The following is a 25,819-nucleotide window of genomic DNA, read 5'->3' as shown; positions in this document are numbered from 1 at the left end:
ATGCAGCAGCGTCCGGGTAGACGGTTCTGAGCAGGCGTGCCATGCGTGGATGCATGGCTCGCTCTCCCGCGTCCCCGCCCGCATGCAGGCCGCTCGCCGACCTGGATTGGGCCGATCTGCGCCTCTTCCTGGAGGTGGCGCGCGCCGGCAGCTTCTCGGCCGCCGGCCGCAAGCTCGGCATCGAGCAATCCACGGTGAGCCGGCGCATGGCGACCTTCGAACGAACGCTCCGGGTGGCGGTCTTCGATCGGCTGCCGGGAGGCTCCATGCTCACCCCGCTCGGCGAGCAGCTGCGTCGCCACGTCGAGTCGATGGAGGCCGGCGCCGACCAGTTCGTGCGCGAGGCCAGCGGCCACGAGAGGGAGGCCGAGGGGAGGGTCCGACTGGCGCTCACCGAGTCGATCGCCGTACACGGCGTCATTCCGCGCGTGCTCCCGGCGCTCGCCGAGAGGCACCCGCGCGTGTCGCTGCACCTGCTGACCAGCTACGAGGTGGCCGATCTGGGCCATCGTGAGGCCGAGATCGCCGTGCGCTTCTTCCGGCCGAAGAGCGGCGATCTGGTGGCCGCGCGCGTCGTCACCCTGCCCACGGTGCCTATCGCCCACCGCAGGCTCTCCAAGAAGGGCCGCGACGAGCTCGACTGGATCGGCGTCGATCTGGGCCGCACCCCCACCGTCGAGGACGACTACCAGAAGCGGCATGTAAAAAAGGCCCCGAAGCTCATCGTGAGCAGCTACGTCGCCCAGATCGAGGCCGTGCGCGCGGGGCTCGGCGCCGCCGTGTTGCCGTGCAGCGCGCTCGATCTGGACGACGACCTCGTGGAGCTCGATCTGGGCCTGCCCGCAGGTCCAGTGCTCGAGCTCTGGCTCGTCACGCCGCGCGGCCTGCGCCGGGTGCCGCGCATCGCCGCCGTGTGGAGCGCCCTCGAAGAGCACCTCCAGTTCCTGAACGCCCCGCGACGCGCGCGGGCGCGATTGCGCTCGCGATGAGCCGCATCGCCGGCGCAGGTGGTCCTCCCTGTCGCTGAGGCCTGTCGCTGAGGATCGAGCGCTGCTCGAGAGCACACGGCTCCTGAGCGACCAGGCTGTGCAGGCATGGCCGAGGTGTCGGCTCGCTCACGCTTGTCTTCTCGGCTAGCATCCGCGGCGCGCTGCAGGCGCACGCGAACGAGGTTTCCATGATCAAGGCAACGAAGCACACGCCTCTCGCCACGACCATCACCGGCTCTCTGCCGCGGCCGTCATGGTATGTCTCGAACCTCGCGGGCCGCAGGTTCTCGATGGCCATGGCCGATCTCGTGTTCAGGGAGCAGTACACCGACACCCTCGCCGTGCACATCACCGATCAGATCCGGGCAGGCCTCGATATCCTGACCGACGGCGACGCCCGCTTCGATATGGATGTCGGCGGCCGCTCCTGGTTCAGCTACCTGGCCGAGCGCATGGAGGGCCTGGACGATCCCGGGCTCCGGCCCCAGCCCTGGACGTCGCCGAGGGAGAGGGCCGCAGGCGACATCCTCCACGAGGTGATGGAGGCTCGCCTCCCCTTCTTCGTTCGCGGCCCGGTCGGCCGGGGAGGGCTGGAGTACGCGCGCGTCTGGAAGGCGGCGCAGCGCATGACCCACAGTCCGATGAAATTCGGCACCTGCTGCGGCCAGCTCCTGGAGGTCGTCGTCCTCAACCAGCATTACGCGAGCCGCCGCGAGCTGCTCTTCGCGATCGCCGACAGCCTCAACCAGGAGCTGCACGAGGTCGCCGACGCGGGGTGCCCCGTCGTCCAGCTCGAGGAGCCCCTGCTCCATTACATCGCCGGTCATGACCAGGGCGCCGAGCTGGACACGGAGCTCTACATCGACGCGTTCAACCGCGAGGTCGCCGGGCTGCGCGACAAGACCGAGGTCTGGGTGCACACGTGCTGGGGCAACCCGGCGGCGCAGCGCGTGGAGGTGGCGACGAGCGGTTACGAGGGCGCGCTGGAGCTGCTCGACCGGCTCGACGTCGACGTCATCACCTTCGAGGCCGCGAGCGACGGAGGCGCGGCGCTCCCGGCGATCGGTCAGGCCGTCGGCAAGGACAAGAAGGTCTGCATCGGCGTCGTGCACCACCGCAGCCTGGAGGTGGAGACCCCCGAGCAGGTCGCGGCGCTCATCCGCAAGGCGCTCCGGTTCATCGAGCCGGAGCGGCTGATCCTCAGCAGCGATTGCGGCTTCGGCCGGCAGGGCATGAGCCGGATGCACGCCTTTCACAAGATGGTGTCGCTGGTGCGCGGCGCGAACATCGTCCGCCGCGAGCTCGGGCTCGACCCGGCCCCGTGCCTCGCGGCCGAGCAGCGTTACTCGATGCTCGCATAGCCGGCGGAGGTCGATCCGGGGGCCGGTCTTGCGGCCGCCGAAGACGCCCCCCGCGCCGCGTGACCGCCCGATGACAACGCCCTTGCCGCATGGCGCCGAGGCTCCGCTCGGACCACCGGCCGGAGGCTGCCGAGAGCCTCCCGGGAGAATTGAAATTCAGACCAGAGCCTGTCGAGCCCCCTCCGGAGAGGTAAAATGCTCACCGGAGCACTGGCGCAGTTGTAGGGTTGAATGATTCAGATGGCACCGTACGTTCCACACCTGCGCGGCCTGTTCTTGCCCATGCTGCGCAGCCTCGCTCCACGCGGCCAGTCCACCTGCCGGCCACTGGCCGGCTGAGCGAGCCCTCCTCGTCCCCGCTCTCCGCAGAATCCCGCAGGATCCTCGCCAATTCCACGTCCATCGCAGGGGCACGCATCATGCTCTTGTGTCTCCTCGCCTCGCGACCCGCGGGCTCAAAGGCAGGAGTGGCCATGTCGAAACAGACCCAATTTCCCTCTTGCTGGCAGCGCGCCGCAGCGCGCAGCGTCCTCCTCGTTGGATTGCTCGGATCGAGCTCGCTCGCCATCGGGTGCTACGCCGCCAAGGACGACGCGCCGGACGACGAATCGGGGGAGGCCGCCGGGGCGCTCACGCTCCCCACAGGGCCCCAGTTTAGGGATCTCTACATGGTCGCCCACGAGGACGACGACCTGCTTTTCATGAGCCCGGACGTGCCCGAGAGCATCCGCGCCGGGCACACCGTACGCACCGTCTATCTCACGGCCGGCGACGCCGGCAAAACCAGCGCCTACTGGAAGGACGGGCGCGAGGCGGGCATCCGCGAGGCCTATGCGCTCATGGCCGGCGTGGTCAACAGCTGGACCGAAAGCGTCGACACGGTACAGGGAAAACCCACCTATCGCTTCACGCTCGACGGCAACCAGCGCGTCTCCGTCGTCTTCCTGCGCTTGCCCAACGGCGGCAGCGGCGACGGCTTCCCCTCCCCCTCGGGCGATACCGACTGTAACCGCCCGGGCAACACGAGCCTGAGGAACCTGTGGAACGACGCCACGGGCGCTTATACGGTCCCGGTGCTCGGCACCTGGGGCAGCTGCGCCGGCACCACCTACACGAAGGGTGAGCTCGGCGCGGTCCTACGCTCGCTCGTGCAGAGCTTCGGCCCGACGCGCATGCACATCCAGGACCTGAGCGACCTGTACGGCGGCGGCCACCCCGATCACATCCACGCGGGGAAGTTCGCGTTCAACGCGCACCACGCCTATGCGGGGGCGCATCAGCTCGTCGTCCACCGCGACTACAACATCGCGAACGAGGAGGAGAACCTCTCGGCGCGGCAGAAGGCGGACAAGACCGACGTCTTCTGCACCTATGCGGAGCACGACGAGAATATCCGCGACTGCTCGACCTACGGCGACGGCGCGCACGGCTCATGGCGGGGCAGCCAGTATTCGAGCGCCCAGGTCACCTATGCCCACGGGTGGCTCGCCGGCCTCTCGGACAAGTGCCTCGACCTCCCGGGCGGCAACGCGACGAACGGCGCCACGCTCCAGATCCGCGACTGCGCCGACGTGCCGCATCAGAAATGGACCCTCACGGGCGCTAAGATCCAGCTCGCCGGCGCGAACAAATGCGTCGATCTCCTCGGCGCGGACACCACGAACGGCACGCCCGTCCAGATCTGGGACTGCGCCGACGTGCCCAGCCAGAAGTGGACCCTGACCAGCGACGGCATGCTGCGCGGGCTGGACGGCAAGTGCCTCGACGTGAGGGGCGCCGATCCGGCCAACGGCACGGTCGTCCAGGTCTGGGACTGCGTCGCGCAGCCCGCGAGCGGCGGTGGCCTGGAGGTCGTCCCGCAGCAGAGCTGGACCCCGCGCTTCGGCCCGGTGGCCGCCTGGACGAGCGGCGGCCTGCTCAGCGATAGCGACGCGTCCGGCCGCTACGGGCTCTACTCGTTCTACTATGGCTCGGTCCGGCTCGGCGATGTGAACGGCGATCACCTGGCCGACGTCTGTGGCCGCCGCCCCGACGGCGTTTACTGCGCCCTGAACCAGGGGGGCGCCAGCTTCGGCGCTCTCGCGCTCTACACCGAAGAGTTCAGCGACGCGCGCGGCTGGGCCACCGAGATGCACGGCATGACGCTCATGCTCGGGGACGTGAACGGCGACGGCCGCGCCGACGCCTGCGGCCTCGGCGGCAACGGCATCTTCTGCGCGACCGCGAACGCGACCGGCACCGCGTTCGTGCCCGACTTCCGCGTCTGGACGTCGTCGTTCTCGAACGCGACCGAGTTCGCGGCCGGCGCGCAGTACTACGGCTCACTGCGCCTCGTGGACGTGGACGGCGACGGCTACGCCGACGTCTGCGGCCGCGGCGCCGGCGGCATCCAGTGCGCGATCAACAACCGGCAACGCGCCTTCGAGCCCGCCGTCACGTGGCTCGGCACCGAGTACCTCGATTCGCTCGGCTGGGGCGCGGAGCGGTACGGCATGACCATCGCGTTCGGCGACATCAACGGCGACGGCCGCGCCGACGTGTGCGGCCGCGGCGGCGGCAAGATCTTCTGCGCCACCGGCAAGGCCGGCGGCGGCTTCGAGAACCCGCGCAGGTGGTCGCTGCGGAACGATTTCGCCGACGCCGGGACGCCGACCGGCTGGGGCGCGTCGCGCGCCGATTACGGATCCATCCGCCTCGGCGACGTCAACGGAGATGGTTACGCCGACGTGTGCGGCCGCAGCCCGACAGGCCTGGTCTGCGGCCTGTCGAGCGGCAACGGCTTCGACCACGTCCGCCGGATCCTGCCGCAGGACTACACCGACGTCGCGGGCTGGGGCGTCGACCGCTACGGGATGACGCTGGAGCTCGCCGACCTCGACGGCGACGGCGCTGTCGACGTGTGCGGCCGCGGCGGCGCCGCCATCCTCTGCGCCCACGCCCGGTAGCGTTCCTGAACGTCCACGCCGCCTTCGACTCGATGGTCGCCACGTTCATCACGGGGGCGCGGGTGTACTCCGCGCAGCTGCCGTTCATCGTCCGGCCCAGCCCGCCCGCGAGGTAGCCTGTCGGGAGGCGCGCTTCCGCGCCGGGAACCAGTTGGAAAAAGGGGCAGAGCCATGCTGGACAGGATCTGGGATCGCCACCGCGCCGCCGGGCTCGACGCAGCCGCGGCCGCCGTCGCCACGCCGTCGCCGGAGGGCCTTTGCTACCTCGCGATGCTGGCGTTCTCCGACGAGCGCTACGCGGACGCCGCAGCGTTCGCCGCCCGCGCCGCGGAGGCCTCGCCGGGAGACATCCTGTTCCAGGCGGCCGCGGCGCACCTCGAGCGGGTCGCCCGGGAGGGGAAGCGCAATGTCTACGTGTCCGCGGAGGGGTTCGCCGCCTTCATCCGCGGCGGCGGCAATGTGCCGCTCTACCGGGAGACCAGCGCGGCGCTCGCCGGCCAGTACCCGGAGGCGCCGTTCGATCTGCTCGACATCGGCGCCGGCGATGGTCTGGCGCTCCTGCCCGCGCTGACGCCGGCGGTCCGGCGGGTCACCGTGGCGGAGCCGGCGGCGCCGCTGCTCGAGCGTTGCACCGCGGCGCTCTCCGCGCGAGGGGTCGACTTCGAGGCCTTCGGCGGGCGACTCCAGGATCTCGCCGCCGACCCCGGCATGGCGCCGCGGCGCTGGGCGGTGGCGCAGGCGACCTTCTGCCTGCACGCGATCGCTCCGGCCGAGAGGCCGGCCCTCCTCCGCTGGGCGCGCGCGCATTGCGATCTGCTGCTCGTCGCCGAGTTCGACGCGCCGCGCATGGACGAGCCGCTCTCGCCGGACACCGCGCGGCACGTGCTCGCGCGCTACCGTGAAGGGCTGGCCGAGTACGCCGGCGCCGATCTCGACACGGTCGCGCAGGGCTTCCTGATGCCGGTGCTCTTCGGCTATGTGGACCGCGGCGCCGCCCGCACCACGTTCGAGCACCCCATCGACGACTGGGCGGCGCTGCTGCACGAGGCCGGCTTCGCGCGCGTCGACCGCCGGCTGCTCCATCGCTACTGGTGGGCGCCGGCCTGGATGCTGGCGGCGCGCTGAGGCGCCGTGCGGGGTTTCTGGTGCGCGAGCCAGCTCCGGGCTCTGACAGGGCCTCTTGTGCCAGAACGGGCCAGCCGTTCGCCGGATGTCAGGGTTCGGGGGCGCCCCGCGCGCGGCGGCTCGGTCGCTCCGCGCGGTTCGCCTCGGAAACACACGAGCCCGCGATCGGGGCCGGCGCGGCACGGCCGATGCTGGACGGGGCGGCATGCAGCGAACCCTCCGAACCTGCGCTCCGCTCTTCGCCCTATCTCTGGCCGCCATCCTCGGTTGCGAGGCGTCCACCGATCCCAACACGAACCCGAACCCCGACACCGGGGACGAGGAGTGCAGCGACTCCGACAGGGCCATCTGCGTGATCGCCTCGGACAAGCAGCGCATCTCGAGCCCGGACATCCCTCCGGAGGACAAGACCGCGCTCGTCTCGGGCAACTCTGCGTTCGCGCTCGACCTCTACCAGGAGCTCCGCCAGGAGCCCGGCAACGTCTTCTACTCGCCCTACAGCATCTCGACCGCGCTCGCGATGACGTGGGCCGGCGCGAAGGGCGAGACCGAGGCGGCCATGGCCGACACGCTGCGCTTCGACCTCGGGCAGGACAAGCTCCACCCGGCGTTCAACTGGATCGACCAGGAGCTCGAGAGCCGCGGTCAGGGCGCCCAGGGCGCCGACGGACAGGGCTTCCGGCTCAACGTCGTGAACGCGCTCTGGGGACAGATCGGCTATTCGTTCGAGGCGCCCTTCCTGGACACGCTCGGGCTGCACTACGGCGCTGGAATGCGCGTCGTGGACTTCGTGGGCCACCGGCAGGAGTCGGTCGATCTCATCAACGGCTGGGTCAGCGACCAGACCGAGGGCAAGATCGAAAAGCTGGTGCCCGTCGAGGCGATCACCGCGGAGACGGTTCTGGTCCTCACGAACGCCATCTACTTCAACGCCGCGTGGCGCACCCCGTTCGAGCCCACCGCGACGGAGGACGGCGCGTTCGAGACGGCCAATGGGACCGAGGTGACGGTGCCGCTGATGCGCGGCAGCCTGGAGATGCCCTACGCCGAGGGCGACGGCTACCAGGCGGTCGCGATGCCCTACGACGGGGACGAGCTGTCGATGCTGATCCTCCTGCCGGCGAAGGGCACGCTCGACGCGTTCGAGGCGTCGCTCGACGCGGCGAAGGTCGACAGCATCGCCGGCGCGATGAGCGAGCACCTGGTCGACACCACGATGCCCCGGTTCAAGTTCGAGTACGAGCTGAGCCTGAAGAAGACGCTGGAGGCGATGGGGATGGAGATCGCGTTCACGCCGGGGGCCGCGGACTTCACCGGCATCAACTCCGGCGGACAGCCCTACATCCAGGACGTCATCCACAAGGCGTTCGTCGGCGTGAACGAGGCCGGCACCGAGGCGGCAGCCGCGACCGCGGTCATCGTCGGCGACGAGTCGGCGCCCCAGCCGGCGTCGCTCGCGCTCGTGAATCCCTTCCTGTTCCTCATCCGCGACAACGCGACGGGCAGCATCCTGTTCGTCGGCCGCGTCGCCGACCCCAGCGCGAGCTGACTCAGGCCTCGCCACGCCGAGCCCAGCGTGCCACAGCCGAGGGCCCTCGCGCCCGTCGAGGGTCTGCCTTCACGCCGAACGCGGCGATGGTGAACACCGACATGATGGCGCCGAAGACGTCGAGCCTCATGAAGACCGCGATTCCGACGTGCAACCCGACCGTGGCTGCCACCCAGAGCCGCCGGGTCCGACGTGGCCAGATGAACAACGGGTACCCGATCTCCACGAGCAGCACGAGCCACCCCGCGGCCACGGCGATCCAGGCGTGGTGAGCGAGCCACGAAAAATCGAACCGCCGGTACTCGGGCAGCATGAGCGAATGCCACATCGCGTCGCCGTCCCACCACGCTGAGCCCAATGCCTTCTCCACACCGCTCGAGAGGTAGACGAGACAGAGGTGCAGCTGCACCACCCGCAGCCCGAGGCGCGCTGCCGCGCTCGGCTCGCGCGGCGCTCGCCCGAAGGCACGATCGAGCGACAGCGCAGCGCCGGAAGGCATGAAGATGAGGTAGAACAGGAAGATGTTCGCGAACTGATCTGCTCCGTAGTTCGTCCTCTCCGCGGTCATCATCAACGTCAAATGCAGGAGCCAGGCGCACGCCGCGGAGAGCCTCGTCCTCCAGCCGAGCAGGAGACCCCCGAGCGACAGCATGTAGAGCGCACCCACGCCAGCGATCACCGAGCTCTCGGCGACCCCGAGGCGCGAGAAGGCATTCACGAGGTGGCCGATCCGGGGGAAGCCGATCGCGCCGGCCCCGTCGAGGAGCTGTCCCTGCACGATGCCCGAACGCGAGTACAGCTCGTCAGCGATGGGCGCGATCAGCGCCGCCTGCACCAGGAGAACCGACGCGAGCCCTATGCGGAGCGCCGCCAGGGGCCGCGCCGACGCGGGCGCGAACGCGAATCGCCCCATCGAGCCCCACAGACGCGCAGCTGCCTCTCTGGCCTTCGGCAGGAGCAGGGTATGGGTCCGCTGCCTCATGGCGTCGCCCCTTTGTGGATCTCGCCGGCGGCGAGCTGCACCTTCAGGTTGAACTTGGCCTGATATTCGACATACCACCGCGGCTGTTTGCCCCCGCGATACTCCTCCATCGAGGGCAGGTCGTAGCTCTCGATGCGGACGACGACGCTGTCCGCCTCCGGGTGCCTGGCGAACACCTTCGCTACCCAGGACGCGATCAGGGAGCGCCTTGCGGCCGGGTCCTGCTCATCCCAGTACATGCCGATGATATTCTTGATGCGGAGGTCCGCTTCCCGGCTCGCCCCTGTCTCCAGCACCTCGGTCCTCAGCGTTCCCGCGCGATCCCTGACCTCGAAGGTGGCCCAGGGCAGGGGTCCGACGCTCGGAGCAAAGAAGGAATACGCGCTGCTGGCCCCGGAGAGCGCACCATAATAGCCCACCGCGCGCTCCACCCAGCCTCCATACGGCAAGCGCACATGCAGCACACCCAGCACGATCACCAGCCCGAGGTGGATCGCAGCGGCGGGAAGCACGAAGAGCAAGCGCTTTTCTATGTTTCCTGTCTCCTCCATGGAGCTCACCCCCATGGATCCATGTTGCGCGCAGCGTGCCACCCGCTTTCGCCACCCACGTTTCCAATGCGTCGCCGTCGGGCCGCAGAGCGCGCCTCTGCCGGACGGCGACGCTTGACGTGCGATGTCTCGTCGCGATGGCCCGTAATGTTCGACTCCGCGATCGGCAAGGCGGACCCGACATTCCGTGATGGCCGCGCCAAGCGCCGTGCCCATCACGGTAGAGCTACTACCCGTCCTAGCGCCGATAGGGCCGGTAGTGGCCGGTAGCCGGACGGTAGTAGCCCGCAGCCGGACGGTAGTAGCCCGCAGCCGGACGGTAATATCCGGCGGCCGGGCGGTAATAGCCAGCGGCCGGGCGGTAGTAGCCGGCGGCCGGACGGTAGTGGCCGATAGCCGGACGGAAGGGGTAACGGACGCTGTCGAGCGATGTTGGCGATGCTGTCTCCTCGACGAGATTCAGGTTCTCGATCGGCACCGTATTCGCCGCAGAAGCAAGCGCAGAGACCCCGCACACTCCTGCGCTGACGGCGATGACGCCAAGAATTTTCAGATGGTTCATTCGTCGGCTCCTTCCCTCTTCGGTCGCGCCCGTGGGCGCGACGTTGCGTGACGTTGCGCCCACGGGCACGACGGTGCGCCCATGACGATGCAGGGGACGGGCCGAGTTCGACCGGTACGGCAGGTGGCATGCTGCTGATCGCAGCGCACCAATCATTCCTGAGTTGTGGGTTGGCCAGGTGAAGCTGTGCAATGCGTGAGCATCGTGCTGCGGCACCGCAGCATCAGCGGCATTGCAGCCATTCAAGGCAGTCGTGGACCTACCCCAGCGGGGGAGCATCCAGGTTCTTGGGAGACCGTGTTCAGGACGCTCACCAGGGCAGCGGTCCCTCCTCGTTCGAGAAGGTGCCCGTCGGCCCGTTCGCGTCGAGCAGCGCCAGCCGCACCGGCTCACGGGCCCCTTGCTCCACGCTGCGCGTCCCCCTGAAATTGTTCAGATCCGTCGCGGTGAACCCCGGGCACGCCGCGTTCACCTTGATCCGCGTCCCCTCCAGCTCGTTCGCGAACGCCACCGTGATCGCGTTCAGCGCGGTCTTCGACGGCACGTACGCCGCGTTCGGCATCCTGTGCGGGTTCGACGGATCGCGCTGCCTCGCCAGCGACCCCACCTCGCTCGACACGTTGACGATCCGCCCCGCCGGCGCCTCGCGGAGCAGCGGCAGCATCGCCTGGGTCACCGCGATCACCCCGAACACGTTCGTCTCGAACACGGCCCGCACCTCGGCGACGGGCGCCACGCTCGGTCGGCTCGCCTTCAGCAGCTCCTCGAACGGCGTCCCCGGCTTGCCGGCGTGCGAGATCGCGGCGTTGTTCACGAGCACGTCCAGGCGCCCGAGCTCGCGCCGGATCCACGCGGCCGCCGCGGCGATCGACGCCTCGCTCGTCACGTCCAGCTGCACCGCGCGCGCCCCGGACCCGACGCTCTTCGCGGCCGCCTCCCCGAGCTCCAGGTTCCGCGACCCGACGAGCACCGTGAGGCCGCGCCCGGCGAGCTCCTTTGCGATTTGAAGACCGATTCCCTTGTTTGCCCCGGTGACCAGGGCGACGAGTTTGTCATGCATGGCCCCAGTGTGCGGCCGCCCCGAGCGCCCACTAGGCGATCCTTGGCGCGACCTATCCGCCAAGAATGCCCAAGCCCCGAGCCGCCGCGCACGCTACCGTCCCGACATGACGGACTCCGTCGAGCTCCCCGTTTCGGTGCCTGGCCTCCGCGTCTTCCGCACGACCACCGAGACCATCCGCGCCGGCGTCAAGCAGTACTACGCCGTCGCCCGCATCGAGCGCGGCGGCTTCGACTGGTGGGGGCGAGGCAACGCGTGGCACAGCCCTCCCGGCTCCATCCTCGTCAAGGAGCCCGGCGACGTCCACCGTGACCTCGCCCTCCACGGGCCCACCGTCTTCACCGCCGTCGTCCTCCCCGCGAACGACGTCGCCCGCGCCCGCGACGCGGGCAAGGTCGTCGCCATTCCCCACCTCGAAGCCGGGGACGAACGCGCCGCCCCCTTCCACCGCCTCCACGACGCCATCTGCGCCGGCGCCGATCGCCTCTCCCTCGAGGTCACCCTCGCCGAGGCCATCGCCACCTTCGGCCGCCTGAGCAGCGCCCGCTCCGACCACACACGGCCCGTCCGCCGCGCCATGGAGTACCTCCGCGAGCGCCTCGCCGAGTCGATCACCCTCGACGACCTCGCGGCTCACGCCTCCCTCGACAAGTTCCACCTCTGCCGCGCCTTCCGAGCGCAGATCGGCATGCCTCCCCACATGTACCTCACCCACCTCCGCGTCCAGCGCGCCCAGCAGCTCCTCACCCAGGGCGTGAGAGCGTCCGAGCTCGCCCCGCGCGTCGGGTTCTATGATCAGAGCCAGCTCACGCGGCACTTCAGGAGGATCGTCGGGGTGACGCCGGCGAGGTACGGGAACGCGAGGGTGAGCGTCGCGGGGTAGGGGACGTACTCGTGGGAGACGACGTCTTCGGTCATGAGGCGAAGGCTGCGCGGTGGTCGCCGGGTCGTCCACGGCGGCGTGGGGTCAGGGCAGGGCGTGCCTGATAGTGGCACTCGGAGTTGCTAGAGGGACAAACGGGTTGAAAGTTGCCTAAATACAATAGGTTGCGAGGCCCGACCGATTATTTTCTTGCCTTCCCCTTGCGCCCCTCGCGCCCCTTGCGGTTTCTCTTGCCTTCTGTTGATTTCCTCGGGACTCCAACGTGATCGGTGCCCTAGTGGGGCATGGCGACGCCAGCCGGCGACTCCTCTTCCTCGGGAGCATCGCCAGATTCGGCGCGACGAATCTCGTCCTCGAAGGCGAGCATCAGCAGAGGCCTCAGACGCTCGAGGTCCTTCAGGCCGCTGACGTACACGCGGCTCTTCCCGACGTTTTCGCTCGGCACGTCGACCTCAAATCCGGGCGTGAGCAGCGTTGCTCTGTCGGCGGGGACTTTGGTAACCACGGACTTGCGCTTGCCGTCGAAGAACAGGCGAACAAACCACTTCTTCGTGTTCCCGATGTTGATGCCGAAATAGTTAACCGCGTCTCGGTAGTGAACCTGGGCCTTGCTGGCCGCTGGCGAGTCGGCGCATATGCGACGAATGACCTCGTAGGCGTCCAACTCCTCTTGAGTCGTGACGACGCCTTTCGCCTGCTCCGGAGCTGAGTCTCTTGCAGGCGGCGCAGCCTGCGGGGGTGGCTGTGGCATGGGCGGGGGCGGGGGCGGCGCGGCAACGGCCACGTCCTGCGTCTCTTGCCTGATCGATCTAGTCGCCATGTCGAGCAGGGTTGTCTGGATAGCTTTGCGTACGATCGGTATGAATTTTTCGACGCGCTTCGCTGTGAGCTTGCCCGTCGTGATGTTCAACTCGCCGAGAATGAAGCGCGTGAACTCTTCTGTCGGGTTGCGGAGCACGTCGTTGATGTACGCCGTCATTCGCCCGGTGAAGATGATGTCCTCCGCGCGCGTTCGCACGGTACCGGCATCGAAGTTGTCCTTAGAGAACGCATCGAGCGTTTCGACGTCTCTTTCCGTGAATTCGAGCACATTGAACTCGAAGAACGGTCGCTCGCCCATGATGTTAGGTTCTTCAAGATCGGTGAAGAACATGTATCGAACGCCGTTCGTGACAACCGCCACCTTGACGGAAGGAGTCGAGTTGAAGTACCGTGACAGCTGGCCGCTGTGCGTGTTCGGCTCCGCATCGGCCGGCTTGCACTCGATGAACATCACCGGCACGCCATTGATGTAGATCGCGTAGTCGACCTTCTCGAACTGACCGTTGCTCTTCTTCTTGGCGAAGTCGGCCACATACTCAGGGCGAACCTCCGTCGGGTCGAACACGTCGTAGCCAAGTGCTCCAAGAAATGGCATCACGAGAGCGTTCTTGGTCGCCTCTTCGCCGATCGTGTTTGGGAGCCTCTTCCGAACTTGCTCCGCGAGACGCCGCATGTTGTCAATAAGCGCCATCGTTGCCTCCTGCTCCAGCCGAGCCATACTTGGCTAGGAAGCCTGTAAGGCTACGCGCTCGGCGAGATGCCAGTCAACGGCGCGGTCTCGCGACAACAGTAGCCGCCGTGGTAGTAAAAGGTATTACCTGGGTTCCGTTCTCCGCTTGGGCACGGGCCGAACCAGCGGTTTCGCTCGGGCGTCGTCCCGCTGGACTTCGCGCTCGCCGGTGGCTGCGCCGTATAGATGGGGCCCGCGCGATGGCGACGGCTCCCAGCGCCTGGCATTCCGGAGCCGCCGTGCTGCACTTCCCATCGTTGGGAGGGTCCTAGCCCTATGAGGAAGGGCGACGTCCCGAGCCTCCCTCCCCGGGGACTGCGTGAATCTGGACGGGCCGACCCCTAGGGCTCGAGGCGGCTGGTGGCCCCCGGCTCACGAAGGGCTTCCCTCCACGCCCTCCGGGGAGGGCGTCCCCACCGCCTCTTCCCCGCCCGCCGCGCGCCCGCTCCCGCCGCCGTCGCTCTCTCCACGTCTGTCCGACTCCCCCTCCTTCCTCGGTCGGCCCGAGTTCGGCCGGCCCGCGGCGAACAGCGACGGGAACCGCTCCTGCACGCGCGCGTTCCTCCGCCATAGCCACAGCGCCGTCGCCCGCACCTCGTCGTAGCGCCGGCAGAGCAGCGTCCAGACCCGCACGTACCGGCCGTAGGCCTCCCGCGCCTTCGGCGTCATCGCCGTCGAGCGCCGCTGGACCATCACCCCGGCCAGCTCCCGCGCGCGCGCCGCGTCGCCGGCCCGGTAGAGCTTCCGGTCGTCCTTCACCACGCCGGCGCGCAGCTCGTAGATCCGCGCGTAGCCGAGCAGGTCGTTCGCGAGGTCGCGGTGCCCGGTGCCGGGCCGCAGGCGATCGAGCTCCGGCTTGATCACCGGGTCGTCCGAGAGGTGGTACTCGCATAGCGCCTGCATGCGCCCCTCGATCTCCATCGCCTCGCTGACGAGCTCGACGGGCAGCCGCGCGTCCGTCGTGAGCGCGCCGGCGGCGCGGGCCTCGGCCAGCGCATGGAGCGCGGCGAAGCACACTAGCTCCAGCTCATCGAGGTGCGTGATGTCGAAGTCCTCCCGGGGCAACCGCGCGAAATGCGCGCGAACGTCGGGCGAGGACACGAACCCGACGACGCCGAGGGCCGCAACCGTGGCCGCCTCGACATCCAGCCTCACGGTCACGAGGTCGGCCTCGGCGAGGCGGTCGAGCTCCGCGGCGAGCGCCTCGATCGCCTTCTTGCCGGCGGCGGGAGAGTAGATGGGCGAGGGATACGTCGTCTCTCCAGCTGGCATGGCGGCCGCGGAGCGCTTCTTCGACTTGGTCACAGCGGGCATATCTCTCCTCCTGAAGTCTCCTCGAAAAGGGAGTGTGTCGGGTGCGTTCGACCCGGGCCGTCACCTCGCCGCGCAAGCCGCGCGAGCGAACGATGGCCCCGTGCCGCCGGGATCGAGCGCGCCGCGCGAAGGGGATCCGTCGCCCGGCGTTCTTCCGTCCCGTCGAGGAGAACAATCGGGAGCGCGACCCCGATCGGGTCACGAAAATCGACCCGAGCCCGTCGTTTTCCTTGTCTATCCATCCGGGAGGCAGCCCTGCACGTCCGGAGATCCGTCGACACGAGAAAGAGACGCCGGCGAGGCTCTCGGTGGGGGCTCGGTCGACTGCGGTCAGGTCGTCGAGCGCTGCAGGCAATTTCGACCGTTGTGGGTCGAGGTTGACCGTTACCCCCGGCAGCCTCCGTCCAGAGCTCGAGCTCTCGCAGGAGCCTCCCGACAGCTTCCAGGCAGAGGTTCAGCTTCCCCCGGCAGCTCCCGCCAACCGCCGTCCAGAGCTCGAGCTCTCCCGGGAGCCTCCCGACAGCTTCCAAGCAGAGTTTCAGCTTCCCCCGGCGGCTCCCGCCAACCTCCGGCCAAAGCTCGAGCTCTCCCCGGAGCCTCTCGGCAGCCTCGGGGCAGAGTTCCAACTCACCCGGCGACTCCCGGCAGGCTCCGCTCTGAAGTTCACCACCTGCCGGTCGGCCACGACATGCCGCGCTCGCGAGCCGCGCTCTATCCTCGTGCAAGCCCGGGATCTAGCCCGACGCCCCTTCACGAGGACCCGATGAAGAGCCGCCCTTTCCTCCTCTTCCTGTTCCTGCTCGCCGCGGCGAAACTCGCCTCCGCGTGCGGCGGCGACACCGGCAACGGCGGCGGTGGTGGCGGCAACGGCGGCGGCGACGCCGGCAACGGCGGCGGTGGTGGCGGCAACGGCGGCGGCGACGCCGGTAACGGTGGCGGTGGTGGCGGCAACGGCGGCGGCGACACCGCCAACGGCGCGCTCCTGTTCGGCCCCTACAAGGACACCAGCGTCAACATGAACTGGGGCACCAACGTGATCTCCACCAAGGTGTCGGGGACCCAGACCGTGTTCGCCGACGACCTCACCGCCGCCGGCGGCAACGTCGTCAGCCTGGCCTTCGCCACCGGCGAGTGCGGCAACGAGCGCTGGGGCGACGTGCCCGGCGCGGCGATGGCGGCCGCCAACGTCCCCGTGCTCGAGGCTGCCAGCGTCGACTACATCCTGTCGACCGGCGGCGCGGCGGGCTCGTTCACCTGCGGCTCCGATGCCGGCTTTGCGGCCTTCCTCGATCGCTGGACTGGAGCGCACCTGATCGGCGTCGACCTCGACATCGAGGCCGGCCAGTCGCCCCAGGTGATCGCGGCGCTGGTGCAGCGCATCGAGACAGCGCACGCCGCGTACCCGGACCTGCGCTTCAGCCTGACCGTGGCGACCCTCGCCAGCAACGAGGGCGCGTCGACCGCGCGCTCCCTCGGCAGCAACATCGGCTCGAGCCTCAACGTCCTCGGCGACACCGCCATGGCCGCGGTCGCCGACGTCTTCGGCTTCGACGGCAGCGCGGCGACCTGGCCGAGCTACGTCACCGTCAACCTGATGACCATGAACTACGGCTCGCCCGGTCCCGGCGTGTGCGTCGTGTCCGGCGGCCAGTGCGATATGGGCCAGTCGGCGATCCAGGCCGCGCACAACCTGCACGATCACTTCGGCGTGCCCTACGCCAACATCGAGCTCACCCCGATGATCGGCGGCAACGACGTCCGCGGCGAGCTCTACACGCTGACCGACGTCGACGAGACCGCCGCTTTCGCCAGGTCCCAGGGCCTCGCCGGCGTCCACTACTGGTCCTACGACCGCGACGTCGACTGCCCGATCGGCGCCGCCTCGCCGGTGTGCAACTCCCTCGGCAACGCCGGAACCCGCGGCTTCCTCGCCCGGTTCCTCGCCGCGGGGCTGTGACCACAGCACGACCGCGCGCGGCGGAGTGCCCGGTGTACGGGGTGAAGCGTCCCTGCGCCCCGGACGTCGCCCGGCCGTGGGGCAGGAGCGCCCTCCCGGTCCCGAAGAACGGGTGATGGCGGCGACGAGGTGCGGCCACACAGCCTCGACCATCACCTGGGAGGTACCGGATGCGATGTGGGACATGGCTCGCGCTCTTCGCTCTCCCTGCGCTCGCGGCGTGCTCGGCGCTTCCAGACGAGCCGCCCCGCGCGCTCTCGGTAGAGGAACCGCCCGCGGCCTCCGGCGCCGGCGAGGCAGCCGCCTGCAGCGCCCTCGCGCCCGCGGGGCCCGTGCTGAGCCTCGCGCAGCCGGGCACGGACCTGCTCGATCCTCAGTGGGTCCTCGATGCCAAGGACGCGCCGGTCTATCTCTACACCTCGTCCGCGTCCGCGACCCCGACGGGGGGCCGGGTCCTCCAGCGCGTCGCCCTGGATCCCTGGTCAGCGCAGCCGCCCGCCTTCAGCGAGCCGGCGCTGGTGCTGGACGCAGAACACCAGATCATCCCGGGCGATGCCTTCGCGGTGGCACAGCTCTATCCGCTCGACGATGACGACAACTTCGAGTCCGTGGTCGTTTACCGAGAGCGCTATACGACCACCTTCCCGGATCACCTGCCGCCAGGCGGCTTTTTCAGGACCGCGCGCGCCTGGAGCGAGGGAAGCGAGCCCTTCTCTTCATGGTCGAGCCACGTCGGCAAGCACTACGGCGAACGCATGGTGTCGTTTCGTTCCTCAGGGGCGGAACAGCTCGCTATCACCGAGGTCCACGAGCCCGGCCCGCGGTACTCGATGATGGTCGGCACCGTGTGGGAAGGGGTGGGCAGCTCGAAGACCGGGATGTACGTCGGGTGCGCAACAACGCCCATCGCCTTCGATGCGGCATGGTGGAAGCGAGTGGATGAAGAGGAAACGGGATGGGTGCTGCGCTACTGGCTCTTCGGCGCCGCGCTGGGCGCGCCCACCGATTGGCAGCCCGGGTGGCAACCGTGCGACGTCAAGTACCCGGGCGTCGGACCGGCGACGACCATTTACCTGGGGCGGTACTCCACAGACGGCCTCAGCATCGGCTCCAACGGCGGCGCGATGACCTCGAATGAGGCGATCCACGAGGCCGCGCCGGTCGCGCGCCTCCGCATGGCCCCACGCCCCGACGGCGCGTGGGTCGCCTGGACCCTCGCGCCGGTCGAGGACGCGCCGAGCGCGCTGCGCGTCGCGCGCATGACCCCTTCGGGCGGGATCGCGCTGCCCCCCATCACCGTCCCCTCGTGCTCCACGCCCGTCGCGGAATCGCTGGCCGCCGAGCAGGTGGACGGAGACCTGGTGGTCGCGGTCGTCGAGACGAACACGCGCGGCCAGGACCGGATCGTGCTCCGCCGCCTCGACGCGGATGGCACGTTGATCTCGATGACCACCCTTATCCCGGGAGGAAAGGTCGAGGGCAGCCTGTCGATGATCGCACAGCGCGATCGCGGGCTCTTGATCGCGTGGGCGGAGCGGCCGTCGAGCTCGTCCGCCTCGCAGCTGCGCGCGGTGCGCCTCGGGTGCGCCGAGGGCTCCGCCCCGACGCCCGTCTGCAAGACCGAGGAGGTGATCCCTCAGTGACGTGGCACGCGGCACGCAGCGCGCGGCCGCCGGCCTCCGAAACTTGGCCCGCCCTCGCCCGGCGTGCGAACCCCGAGCCCGGAGACCTCTGCAAGGATGACCAGCCCTCGCTCCCACGCCGAGCTCGTCACGCTGCGCAAGCTCGCGCAGGACCTCGCCGCCCAGCGCAAGGAGCGCCTGTCGAGCGTGCACCTCCTCGTGGCCATCGCCATGAGCGGCGGCCCCGCCGCCGATCTGCTCCGCGATCGGCGGCTCGACGACGAGGCCCTGCTCAAGGCGACCCGCTCGGTCGACGACGAGGGCCCCGACCCGATCGGCCGGGCGATGGGGGGCGCGCGCGACGTCGCGAAGCGGGCGACCGCGAAGGAGCCCGCGGCGCTCCACCTGCTGCTCGCGCTCCTGTCCGACCGCAGCTCGGCCGCGCACCGCGCGCTCACCCAGTCGGGGGTCGACCTCGCGCGGCTGCGGACCGCGGCGCTCCAGATCGCGCTCGGCGTTGTGCAGGCGCGGCGGACGCCCGCGCGGCTGCTCCAGGACGGCGGCGCGCCGGAGACGCCGCCCGCGCCGGCCGCGACGCCCGCGGCGCGACGCTCCCGCGGCGAGGCCGCCGATCCGGCGCGCACGCCGCGCTCGCCACGCACGTCCCAGGAGCTGCGGCCCGCCAAGGGCGCCGGCGTCGCCGTCCCGGACCTGCGGCCCTCCAAGGGCGCCGGCGTCGCCGTCCCGGAGCTGCGGCCCTCCAAGGGCGCCGGCGCGCCGGAATCGCGGCCCGCCAAGGGCGCCGGCCCGGGCGTCACCGTGCCGCTGTTCCCGCCGACGCCGCTGTTCCCGCCGGGGCGCCCCCGCCCCGCCGCGGCCCCGATCGGAGCCGACGCGCTGAGCTCCGCCGAGCCGATCGCCCTCACGCCCACCCCCTCCCCGGCGTCCTCGACCTCCCCTGCCCCCGCTTCCGCCGCCTCCCCCGCCGCGCCCGCGCCGGGGCGGCCGCTCCCGCCGCTCGCGCCGCCGACCGCCACGAGCGCCGCCGCGAGCGCCGCCCTCGCGGCGCGCTTCACCCTCGACCGCGCGCGCTTCCCGGCCCTCGCCTCGCTCGGGCACAACCTCTCGCTCGCGGCGGTGCAGGGGGAGCTCGAGCCGATCGTCGGCCGCGAGCACGAGATCGAGCAGGCGCTCGACGTCCTGGCCAAGCGCCACGCGAACAACCCCTGCCTCCTCGGCCCGGCGGGCGTCGGCAAGACCTCGGTGGCGCGCGGCGTCGCCCACCGGCTCGCGTTCGACGAGCGGGAGCCGCGCATCGTGGTCGAGCTCGTGCCCTCGGAGCTCCTCGCCGGCACCGGCGCGCGCGGCGCGCTCAGCGAGCGCCTGTCCGCGCTCCGGTCCGAGCTCCGCGAGGCGGGCGGGCGGGTCATCCTGTTCATCGACGGCCTGTCGGAGCTCTTCGGCAGCGGCGCGCTCGACGAGGCGATGGCCGAGCTCAAGCTCGCGCTCGCCCGCGGCGAGCTCACGCTGATCGGCACCGCCACGCCCGAGGAGTACCGCAAGAGCATCGAGGTCGACCCGGCGCTCGCGCGGCGCTTCACGATCGTCGAGATCGACGAGCCCGAGGAGGACGAGGCGTTCCTGCTCCTCCAGAGCGTCGCGGTCGGGCTCGGCGCGCACCACGGGCTCGCGTTCACCGACGAGGCGCTGGCCTCGGCCGTCGCCTGGTCCGTGCGCTACCTGCCCGGGCGCGCGCTGCCCGACAAGGCGCTCTCGATCCTCGACCTCGCGGGCGCGCGCACGCGGCGGCGCGCGTCGTCGGCGTCAGGCGCGTCACGCGCGTCGCGCGCGGCGCCCCGTCAACCTGCGCAACCTGCGCAGCCGGCGCGGCAGGTGGGCCCCGCCGAGGTCGCCGAGGTGGTCGCCGAGCTCGCCGACCTGCCGGTCGAGCGGCTCCTCGAGACCGACCGCGAGCGGATGCTCTCGCTGGAGACGCTCCTCGCCGAGAACGTCGTCGGCCACGGCGAGGCGCTGGCGCGCATCGCGCGGGTGCTCCGCCGGAACGCGGCCGGCCTGCGCGCGCGCCGCCCGATCGGGTCGTTCCTTCTGCTGGGGCCGACCGGCGTGGGCAAGACGGAGACGGCGAAGGCCATCGCCGAGGCGCTGTTCCACTCGCCCGACGCGATGACGCGGCTGGACTTCTCCGAGTACGCGGAGTCGCACGCGGTCGCGCGCCTCGTCGGCGCGCCGCCCGGCTATGTCGGCCACGAGGCGGGCGGCCAGCTCACCGAGGCGGTGCGGCGGAGGCCGTACCAGGTGGTGCTGCTCGACGAGATCGAGAAGGCGCACCGCGACGTGCTCGAGGCGTTCCTCCAGGTCTTCGACGAGGGCCGCCTGACCGACGGCCGCGGACGGCGGGTCGACTTCACGAACACGGTCCTCGTGATGACCTCGAACCTCGGCGCGGCGGAGGCCGGCGCGCTCCGCTCCGAGCGCTCCGTCGGCTTCGCCCGCAGCTCCGCGGCCGTGTCGCCCGAGCGCCTCGGCGAGGCGATGCTCTCGGCGGCCCGCGCCACGCTCCCGCCCGAGCTCTACAACCGCATCGACGAGGTCCTCTGCTTCGCGCCGCTCACGCGGGCGGACGTCGCCGAGATCACGCGGCGGCTGCTGGGCGGACTCGAGCGCGAGCTCGAGGCGCGCGGCGTGGAGCTCGAGGTCGAGCCCGAGGCGATCGACGCGCTGCTCGACGCCGGGGGGTTCGACCCGGAGCTGGGCGCCCGGCCGATGAAGCGCACGATCGCGCGCCTCGTCGAGGCGCCGCTCGCGGAGCTCATCCTGCGCGGCCAGCTCGAGGAAGGGTCGGCGGCGCTCGTGGGCGTCGAGCAGGGCGAGGTCGTGGTGGACGCGATCGCGCGGGCCGGCACCCGGCGCTATGCCGCGTGCTCCAGCTGAAGCGCGGCGCTACGCCGCGTGCTCCAGCTGAAGCGCGGCGCTACGCCGCGTGCTCCAGCTGAAGCGCGGCGCTACGCCGCGTGCTCCAGCTGAAGCGCGGCGCTACGCCGCGTGCTCCAGCTGAAGCCCGAGGGCCCTCGGATCGAAGTACGCCTTGAACCTCCTGATGGCGCCGGCCGGGTGCTCGATGACGCTCACGCCGTCGTACGAGAACTCCCCTCCGTGGGATAGCTTTCCACGGCTCGTCCACTCGAGGATGGCGGCCTCGTCCGACTCGACGACGCACCGGAACTCCGACCGCACCTCGCCGAAGGTGTGCCGGTAGCTGCGCCAGAAGTTGCGGGCGCCGTCGGGGCCGTGGAGCGGCCTCGAGACCGTCGGGTTGCTGAGCTCGGCGTCGGGCGCGAACAGCCGCGCCATGGGCTCGACGTCGCCGCTCTCCTCGATCCGACGCAGCGCTTCGATGAACTCGCTCGCCTTGGACATGGTGCCTCCTGCGGTGCGGGTGCCTGCAAGGGGCGGACCTCTCAGTGCGCGACGGCGCGCTCGTGCCGCCGCGTGACGACCGCGATGGCGACGGCGATCAGCGCGGCAAGGAGGAACCCCCCGCCGAACGCGAGGCCGATGATCCAGGGCTGGATCGCCCTCCCCAGGCCGTCCGCGAAGCCCGTGGCGGCGGCGCGGCTCGCGCGCTCGATCGCGACGCTCGAGCAGCCCGGGTCGCCGGCGGGGCACCCGGCGAGCTGCTCCATGAGCTCTTCTGTCCCCTCGCGCGCCGCGGCCCTCGCAGCGGCGCCCGTGCCCTGCTCGACGAGGGTGACGAGCGCCCGGTCGTGCTGGAGGGCCCCCTCGATCACGGCGCTGCTCACAGCCTCGCTCGTCTGCGCGATGACCGGCTCCAGGCCCTCGGCCTGCCGCCCGATCTCCGCCGCGCCGGCCCGGACCGCATCGTGGACGATGGCCCCCACGAGCGGCCGCTCGCGCTCGTGCGCGCCCTCGGCCGGCCTCTTGGCCGATCCTCCGGCGGGCCCGGCCCGGTCCTGCGCGCTGCCCTCGAGCGCCTCGATCGTGCCGTGGGTCGCCTCCTTCGCCGCCTCGCGGACGCACCCCGGGGCGAGCGCGAGGGCGGCGATCAGCGCCGCCGCGGCCGATCGGCCCGAGCGCGTCGGCTCGCCCGTGCGCGACGCCGTCGGTCCGGGTCCGGGAGAGAGCGAGCATTGCACAGCCGCGCCGGCCTTCATCAACCGTGCCCGCCGCGCGTCCTGCAGCGTGCGCGGAGCCGCCTCCCCGCGCCCGCGGCCGCTTACGGCGGCCCCGCCTCGATCGCCCGCCGGTACCGCTCGCGCCGGTGCGGCTCGCGCAGGATCTCGTAGGCCTCGTCGAGCACCTCGATGACGAGCCGCACGTCGTCGAGCAGGTCCACGGTCGCGGCGGTGAGCAGGGTGGAGGGCTCGAAGGCCTTCCTCAGCGCGAGGTACGCGCGGCGGATCTCGTAGTTCGTCGCGTCGCGCGGGATGCCCAGGATCGAGAAATAGTCCCCGTCCTCCACCAGCGCGAGCCGCGCCCGGACGCGCTGCCGGATCGCCTCCTCGTCGAGCGGATCCTCCACCGGCGGGGGCGGCGCCTCGGTGATCGACGGCGGGATGAGGACGTCGAGCACCTCCAGGCAGACGAGCGCGTAGAGCACGCTCGCGTTCTCGGGCTCCGCCACGCTCACGAGCTCGCCGACGCTGCGGCCGCGCGCGGTGCGCACGAGCTCCTCCTCCTCGCGCCGCAGCGCGCACTCGCCGAGCAGGTTGCGCCGGACGCCGTCGTCGAGGCGCGCCCCCGGGCCGCCGAGGCGGCGCAGGGCGACCTCGGGGGCGATCACGCGGCGGATCGTCTCGACGAAGACCTCGGCGCCGGTGGCGCCGCCGAAGACGTTCGGCTCCGCCTTGAGGCGGCCCGGCGGCTCGGGCTCGAGGTCGCACGTGCCGGCCTCGACGAGCACGACGTGGCCGATGACCCACTCGGCGTGCGCGCGCAGCACCGGCCAGAGGTCGTCCTGGCCGAGGTGGCCGTGCGCGATGAGCGCCGCGCCGGCGTGCCGGCCCGAGGCGGGGAGCTTGCCCGCGAGCCGCGCCGCGACCTCGCGCTCGAGGTCGCCCCGCCCGACAAGGAAGGCGAGCAGCGTCTCCTCGGGGATGCTCGAGCCGGCGGTGACGAGATCGCCCTCGTGCAGGACGATGCGCCGCGCGCCCTCCTCGGTCGTGATCGCGAGCGCGCCGGAGGAGCGGCTGCCCACCGCGCGGGCGAGCGCGCGCGGCGCGTCGCCCGGGCCGAGCACCGTGGCCGACGAGGCCCCGCCGGAGCTCGGCGCCTCGTCGACCGGCTCAGGCGCCATGGCGCGGCCGAGCACGGCCGCGCTGACCGTGGCCGGCGCGGGCGGCACGAGCGGCAGCGGAGGCGGCGCGGGCCCACGCAGGGCCGCGCCGGAGACGGCCATGGACGGCGGAGCTTGCAGGGGCCCGCGGCCGAGCGAGACCGGGCTCGGAGCGGCAGGCGGGCTGGGCGCCAGGAGGCCGCGCCCGAGCGAGCCGGCGCCCGCGCTCGCCGGGACAGGCACGCCACCCGCGCTCGCCGGGACGGGCACGCCAGGAGGCGCCGGGGCGCGCGCCGCCGGGGCGGAGCGGGCCTGGGACGGCACAGGCGGCAGCGGCTCGGGCTCGGCCCTGCCGACCGACGGCAACAGCGCGGTCCGCACCTCGACCGAGGGAGGCGACACGAACGCGACGCCCGGAGGGGGCGGCGGCGGAAAGCCGGGCGCGCGGGCGTCACGGGCCTCGCGCGACCGGGGCGGCGGCTCCGTGATGCGCTGGCGCACGCTCGGCTCGAGGCGGCCCGACGGAGCGCGCGCCCAGTCGACGTCGTCGCCGCCGCGCGCGGGGCCCGGCAGGGCGCGGTCCCACGCGGGCTCCTCTCGCGGCGCGGGGGATGGCGAGGGCGACCGATCCCACGCGGGCTCGGGGCGCGGCGGCGGCGACGCGAAGGCGTGGGGCCGGCCCGCGTCGCGCGGGGTCGGCGGCGCGGCGTCGCGGCCGCCGCTCCGGCGCGCGGGACCGCCGTGATCGCGCTCCTCCCTGCCGAGCAGGTGCGCCTCCCTGTCGAGCGAGAGCGCCGCGAGCTCGGGGCCGGCGCGCTTCGTCGCGTGCGCCCCGTCGAGCGCGGGCTCGGCGTCGAGGTCGTCCTCGTGCTCGTCGCCCGGCTCGGCGAGCTCGACGAGGGAGTCGCCGGGCCCCGTGTGCTCGGCGCGGGTGGCCGCCGGCTGCGGAGCGGGCGCGACGCCGTACGGGCCTTCGCTCGTCCTCGGCTGCGAGGGCGACCCGGTGGGCACCGGGGCGACGGCCGCGCTCGCGCCGGTCCGCGGCTCGTCCTCGTCCGGATCCAGCGGCTCGTCGAGGGCCGAGAGCAGCTCCGGCGACAGCATCAGGTCGACCTCCTCCTCGGCCGCCGGGATGCTCGACGGGTGCGCCTTCGCCGTGACCCGCTGCTCGGCGGCGACGAGGATCTCCTCGAGCTCCGGGCTGATCCGCGCCGGCAGGAGCCGCGGGCCGACCTCGTCGCCGTCCTCCTCCGGGGGCGGCAGCACCGAGCCGACGTCGAGCGGATCGAGATCGCTCGAGAAGTCCGGGTTCGACGGGACGTCATTGTCGAGCGGGAGGCCCGCCGCGAGGCGCGCCTCGACGGCGTGCTCCCCGCGGAACCGCCCGGGCTCCGCGACAGCGCTCACGTGCGCGGCGAGCTCGGCGGTGTCGACCGGGCGCTCGAAGACCTGCCCGAACAGCTGGGGATCGAGCTCCGCCGAGCGGACCGGATCCCCCACGAGGAGCACGGACGCAGCGACGCCTCCCGGCCGCAGGTAGAGGCGCTCGAGCGCCTCGATCGCGCCGGGCTCGTCGATGTCGACGATCACGACCCGCGGCGCGTCGCTCGCGAGGCGCGCGTCGAGCTCGGCGATGGGCGCCGCGATCACCTCGAAGCCCCGGCCGCGCAGCGCAGCGCCGATCGCCTCCCCGTCCGCCGACGCGTCGGCCAGCAGGATGGCGCCTTCGCGCGGGCGCGCGTGCACTGCTTCGTAGTCGTCGCGGAGCTCGGACACGGCGGTCATCTCATGGAGGCGGCCCGGCGGAGCAGCGCCCAGGGGCCCGCATCGACTGGACTCTCGACGGTCGTCGGCGGGCTGTCAAACGCGATCGCGGCCCGCTCGCGTTCCCGCTCGTGTTCCCGCCGCGCAGCGCAGCTCCCTCCACAACGGCCCCGCCGGCGCGGCGAGGTCTCCACCCCTGCCGCGCTGGGAGCGCCCGGCCGACATCACCTCCGCGACGCGAGCGCGAGGTCGACGTCGCCGCGCATCGACGCACGCCCGCACGCCCGCA

Annotated in this window: 18 protein-coding genes; 9 read left to right on the top strand and 9 right to left on the bottom strand. The window is 71.5% G+C overall.

The features are described 5' to 3' along the window. Positions 1–53 precede the first annotated feature (53 nt). The 5 genes from WMF29_RS44690 to WMF29_RS44670 all read left to right on the top strand — a co-directional run bounded on the left by WMF29_RS44690 (position 54) and on the right by WMF29_RS44670 (position 7,969). Positions 54–989, top strand: a complete 936-nt coding sequence (locus WMF29_RS44690; protein ID WP_437326137.1) for a LysR family transcriptional regulator — start codon at positions 54–56, stop codon at positions 987–989. A 188-nt stretch (positions 990–1,177) separates the two neighbouring features. After that, positions 1,178–2,350 carry a hypothetical protein gene (locus WMF29_RS44685; RefSeq protein WP_437326136.1) on the top strand — a complete coding sequence of 391 codons (1,173 nt, stop codon included), beginning with the start codon at positions 1,178–1,180 and terminating at the stop codon, positions 2,348–2,350. A 473-nt stretch (positions 2,351–2,823) separates the two neighbouring features. Beyond that, positions 2,824–5,295, top strand: a complete 2,472-nt coding sequence (locus WMF29_RS44680) for an FG-GAP-like repeat-containing protein (RefSeq protein WP_437326135.1) — start codon at positions 2,824–2,826, stop codon at positions 5,293–5,295. A gap of 171 nt (positions 5,296–5,466) precedes the next feature. Continuing rightward, on the top strand, positions 5,467–6,420 hold the full coding sequence (locus tag WMF29_RS44675) for a class I SAM-dependent methyltransferase (protein WP_437326134.1): 954 nt from the start codon (positions 5,467–5,469) through the stop codon (positions 6,418–6,420). A 205-nt stretch (positions 6,421–6,625) separates the two neighbouring features. Continuing rightward, the gene (locus WMF29_RS44670) at positions 6,626–7,969 is read left to right on the top strand and encodes a serpin family protein (RefSeq protein WP_437326133.1); all 1,344 of its coding nucleotides are present in this window, start codon (positions 6,626–6,628) and stop codon (positions 7,967–7,969) included. Position 7,970: 1 nt separating this feature from the next. Here the strand turns inward: WMF29_RS44670 and WMF29_RS44665 are convergent, their stop codons facing one another. The 4 genes from WMF29_RS44665 to WMF29_RS44650 all read right to left on the bottom strand — a co-directional run bounded on the left by WMF29_RS44665 (position 7,971) and on the right by WMF29_RS44650 (position 11,124). Then, positions 7,971–8,951: an HTTM domain-containing protein gene (locus WMF29_RS44665; RefSeq protein WP_437326132.1), complete on the bottom strand. Its 981-nt coding sequence runs from the start codon at positions 8,949–8,951 to the stop codon at positions 7,971–7,973. Then, a complete protein-coding gene (locus WMF29_RS44660; protein WP_437331238.1) occupies positions 8,948–9,502 on the bottom strand; it encodes a hypothetical protein in 555 nt (184 codons plus the stop codon). Before WMF29_RS44660 ends, WMF29_RS44665 begins: the two co-directional genes overlap by 4 nt. Positions 9,503–9,740: 238 nt before the next feature. Further along, on the bottom strand, positions 9,741–10,064 hold the full coding sequence (locus WMF29_RS44655; protein ID WP_437326131.1) for a hypothetical protein: 324 nt from the start codon (positions 10,062–10,064) through the stop codon (positions 9,741–9,743). Positions 10,065–10,374: 310 nt separating this feature from the next. Beyond that, positions 10,375–11,124: an SDR family NAD(P)-dependent oxidoreductase gene (locus WMF29_RS44650; protein WP_437326130.1), complete on the bottom strand. Its 750-nt coding sequence runs from the start codon at positions 11,122–11,124 to the stop codon at positions 10,375–10,377. 106 nt (positions 11,125–11,230) lie between these two features. Here WMF29_RS44650 and WMF29_RS44645 point away from each other — a divergent pair, with 106 nt between their 5' ends. Continuing rightward, on the top strand, positions 11,231–12,007 hold the full coding sequence (locus tag WMF29_RS44645) for a helix-turn-helix domain-containing protein (RefSeq protein ID WP_437326129.1): 777 nt from the start codon (positions 11,231–11,233) through the stop codon (positions 12,005–12,007). 274 nt (positions 12,008–12,281) lie between these two features. Here the strand turns inward: WMF29_RS44645 and WMF29_RS44640 are convergent, their stop codons facing one another. Both WMF29_RS44640 and WMF29_RS44635 read right to left on the bottom strand, forming a co-directional pair. Beyond that, a complete protein-coding gene (locus tag WMF29_RS44640) occupies positions 12,282–13,520 on the bottom strand; it encodes a type I restriction endonuclease (RefSeq protein WP_437326128.1) in 1,239 nt (412 codons plus the stop codon). Positions 13,521–13,931: 411 nt separating this feature from the next. Continuing rightward, complete coding sequence (locus WMF29_RS44635) at positions 13,932–14,873, bottom strand: hypothetical protein (RefSeq protein ID WP_437326127.1); 942 nt, start codon at positions 14,871–14,873, stop codon at positions 13,932–13,934. A gap of 763 nt (positions 14,874–15,636) precedes the next feature. Here WMF29_RS44635 and WMF29_RS44630 point away from each other — a divergent pair. The 3 genes from WMF29_RS44630 to WMF29_RS44620 all read left to right on the top strand — a co-directional run bounded on the left by WMF29_RS44630 (position 15,637) and on the right by WMF29_RS44620 (position 21,404). After that, positions 15,637–16,830, top strand: a complete 1,194-nt coding sequence (locus WMF29_RS44630) for a glycosyl hydrolase (protein WP_437326126.1) — start codon at positions 15,637–15,639, stop codon at positions 16,828–16,830. Positions 16,831–17,000: 170 nt separating this feature from the next. Next, complete coding sequence (locus WMF29_RS44625; protein ID WP_437326125.1) at positions 17,001–18,473, top strand: delta-60 repeat domain-containing protein; 1,473 nt, start codon at positions 17,001–17,003, stop codon at positions 18,471–18,473. Between the two features lie 96 nt (positions 18,474–18,569). Next, entirely contained in the window at positions 18,570–21,404 is a 2,835-nt protein-coding gene (locus tag WMF29_RS44620) for an AAA family ATPase (RefSeq protein WP_437326124.1), read from the top strand. A gap of 102 nt (positions 21,405–21,506) precedes the next feature. On the opposite strand, the gene WMF29_RS44615 is transcribed toward WMF29_RS44620, so the two are convergent. The 3 genes from WMF29_RS44615 to WMF29_RS44605 form a co-directional block, all read right to left on the bottom strand. Further along, positions 21,507–21,890, bottom strand: coding sequence for a nuclear transport factor 2 family protein (locus WMF29_RS44615; protein ID WP_437326123.1), 384 nt, complete (start codon positions 21,888–21,890; stop codon positions 21,507–21,509). Between the two features lie 41 nt (positions 21,891–21,931). After that, entirely contained in the window at positions 21,932–22,627 is a 696-nt protein-coding gene (locus WMF29_RS44610; protein ID WP_437326122.1) for a hypothetical protein, read from the bottom strand. Between the two features lie 80 nt (positions 22,628–22,707). Next, a complete protein-coding gene (locus tag WMF29_RS44605; RefSeq protein ID WP_437326121.1) occupies positions 22,708–25,542 on the bottom strand; it encodes a DUF4388 domain-containing protein in 2,835 nt (944 codons plus the stop codon). Positions 25,543–25,819 lie beyond the last annotated feature (277 nt).

It is taken from the genome of Sorangium sp. So ce381 (genome assembly GCF_051473845.1).
GTDB classification, from domain to species: domain Bacteria; phylum Myxococcota_A; class Polyangia; order Polyangiales; family Polyangiaceae; genus Sorangium; species Sorangium atrum.
This window is presented reverse-complemented; position numbering and strand designations above follow the sequence as displayed.

Bases quoted from the DNA above. Each gene is read 5' to 3' on its own strand.
- WMF29_RS44675 (WP_437326134.1), top strand. From the start codon at position 5,467: ATGCTGGACAGGATCTGGGATCGCCACCGCGCCGCCGGGCTCGACGCA.
- WMF29_RS44690 (WP_437326137.1), top strand. From the start codon at position 54: ATGGCTCGCTCTCCCGCGTCCCCGCCCGCATGCAGGCCGCTCGCCGAC.
- WMF29_RS44630 (WP_437326126.1), top strand. From the start codon at position 15,637: ATGAAGAGCCGCCCTTTCCTCCTCTTCCTGTTCCTGCTCGCCGCGGCG.
- WMF29_RS44625 (WP_437326125.1), top strand. From the start codon at position 17,001: ATGCGATGTGGGACATGGCTCGCGCTCTTCGCTCTCCCTGCGCTCGCG.
- WMF29_RS44640 (WP_437326128.1), bottom strand. From the start codon at position 13,520: ATGGCGCTTATTGACAACATGCGGCGTCTCGCGGAGCAAGTTCGGAAG.
- WMF29_RS44680 (WP_437326135.1), top strand. From the start codon at position 2,824: ATGTCGAAACAGACCCAATTTCCCTCTTGCTGGCAGCGCGCCGCAGCG.
- WMF29_RS44665 (WP_437326132.1), bottom strand. From the start codon at position 8,951: ATGAGGCAGCGGACCCATACCCTGCTCCTGCCGAAGGCCAGAGAGGCA.
- WMF29_RS44635 (WP_437326127.1), bottom strand. From the start codon at position 14,873: ATGCCCGCTGTGACCAAGTCGAAGAAGCGCTCCGCGGCCGCCATGCCA.
- WMF29_RS44645 (WP_437326129.1), top strand. From the start codon at position 11,231: ATGACGGACTCCGTCGAGCTCCCCGTTTCGGTGCCTGGCCTCCGCGTC.
- WMF29_RS44655 (WP_437326131.1), bottom strand. From the start codon at position 10,064: ATGAACCATCTGAAAATTCTTGGCGTCATCGCCGTCAGCGCAGGAGTG.
- WMF29_RS44650 (WP_437326130.1), bottom strand. From the start codon at position 11,124: ATGCATGACAAACTCGTCGCCCTGGTCACCGGGGCAAACAAGGGAATC.
- WMF29_RS44670 (WP_437326133.1), top strand. From the start codon at position 6,626: ATGCAGCGAACCCTCCGAACCTGCGCTCCGCTCTTCGCCCTATCTCTG.
- WMF29_RS44660 (WP_437331238.1), bottom strand. From the start codon at position 9,502: ATGGAGGAGACAGGAAACATAGAAAAGCGCTTGCTCTTCGTGCTTCCC.
- WMF29_RS44615 (WP_437326123.1), bottom strand. From the start codon at position 21,890: ATGTCCAAGGCGAGCGAGTTCATCGAAGCGCTGCGTCGGATCGAGGAG.
- WMF29_RS44620 (WP_437326124.1), top strand. From the start codon at position 18,570: ATGACCAGCCCTCGCTCCCACGCCGAGCTCGTCACGCTGCGCAAGCTC.
- WMF29_RS44685 (WP_437326136.1), top strand. From the start codon at position 1,178: ATGATCAAGGCAACGAAGCACACGCCTCTCGCCACGACCATCACCGGC.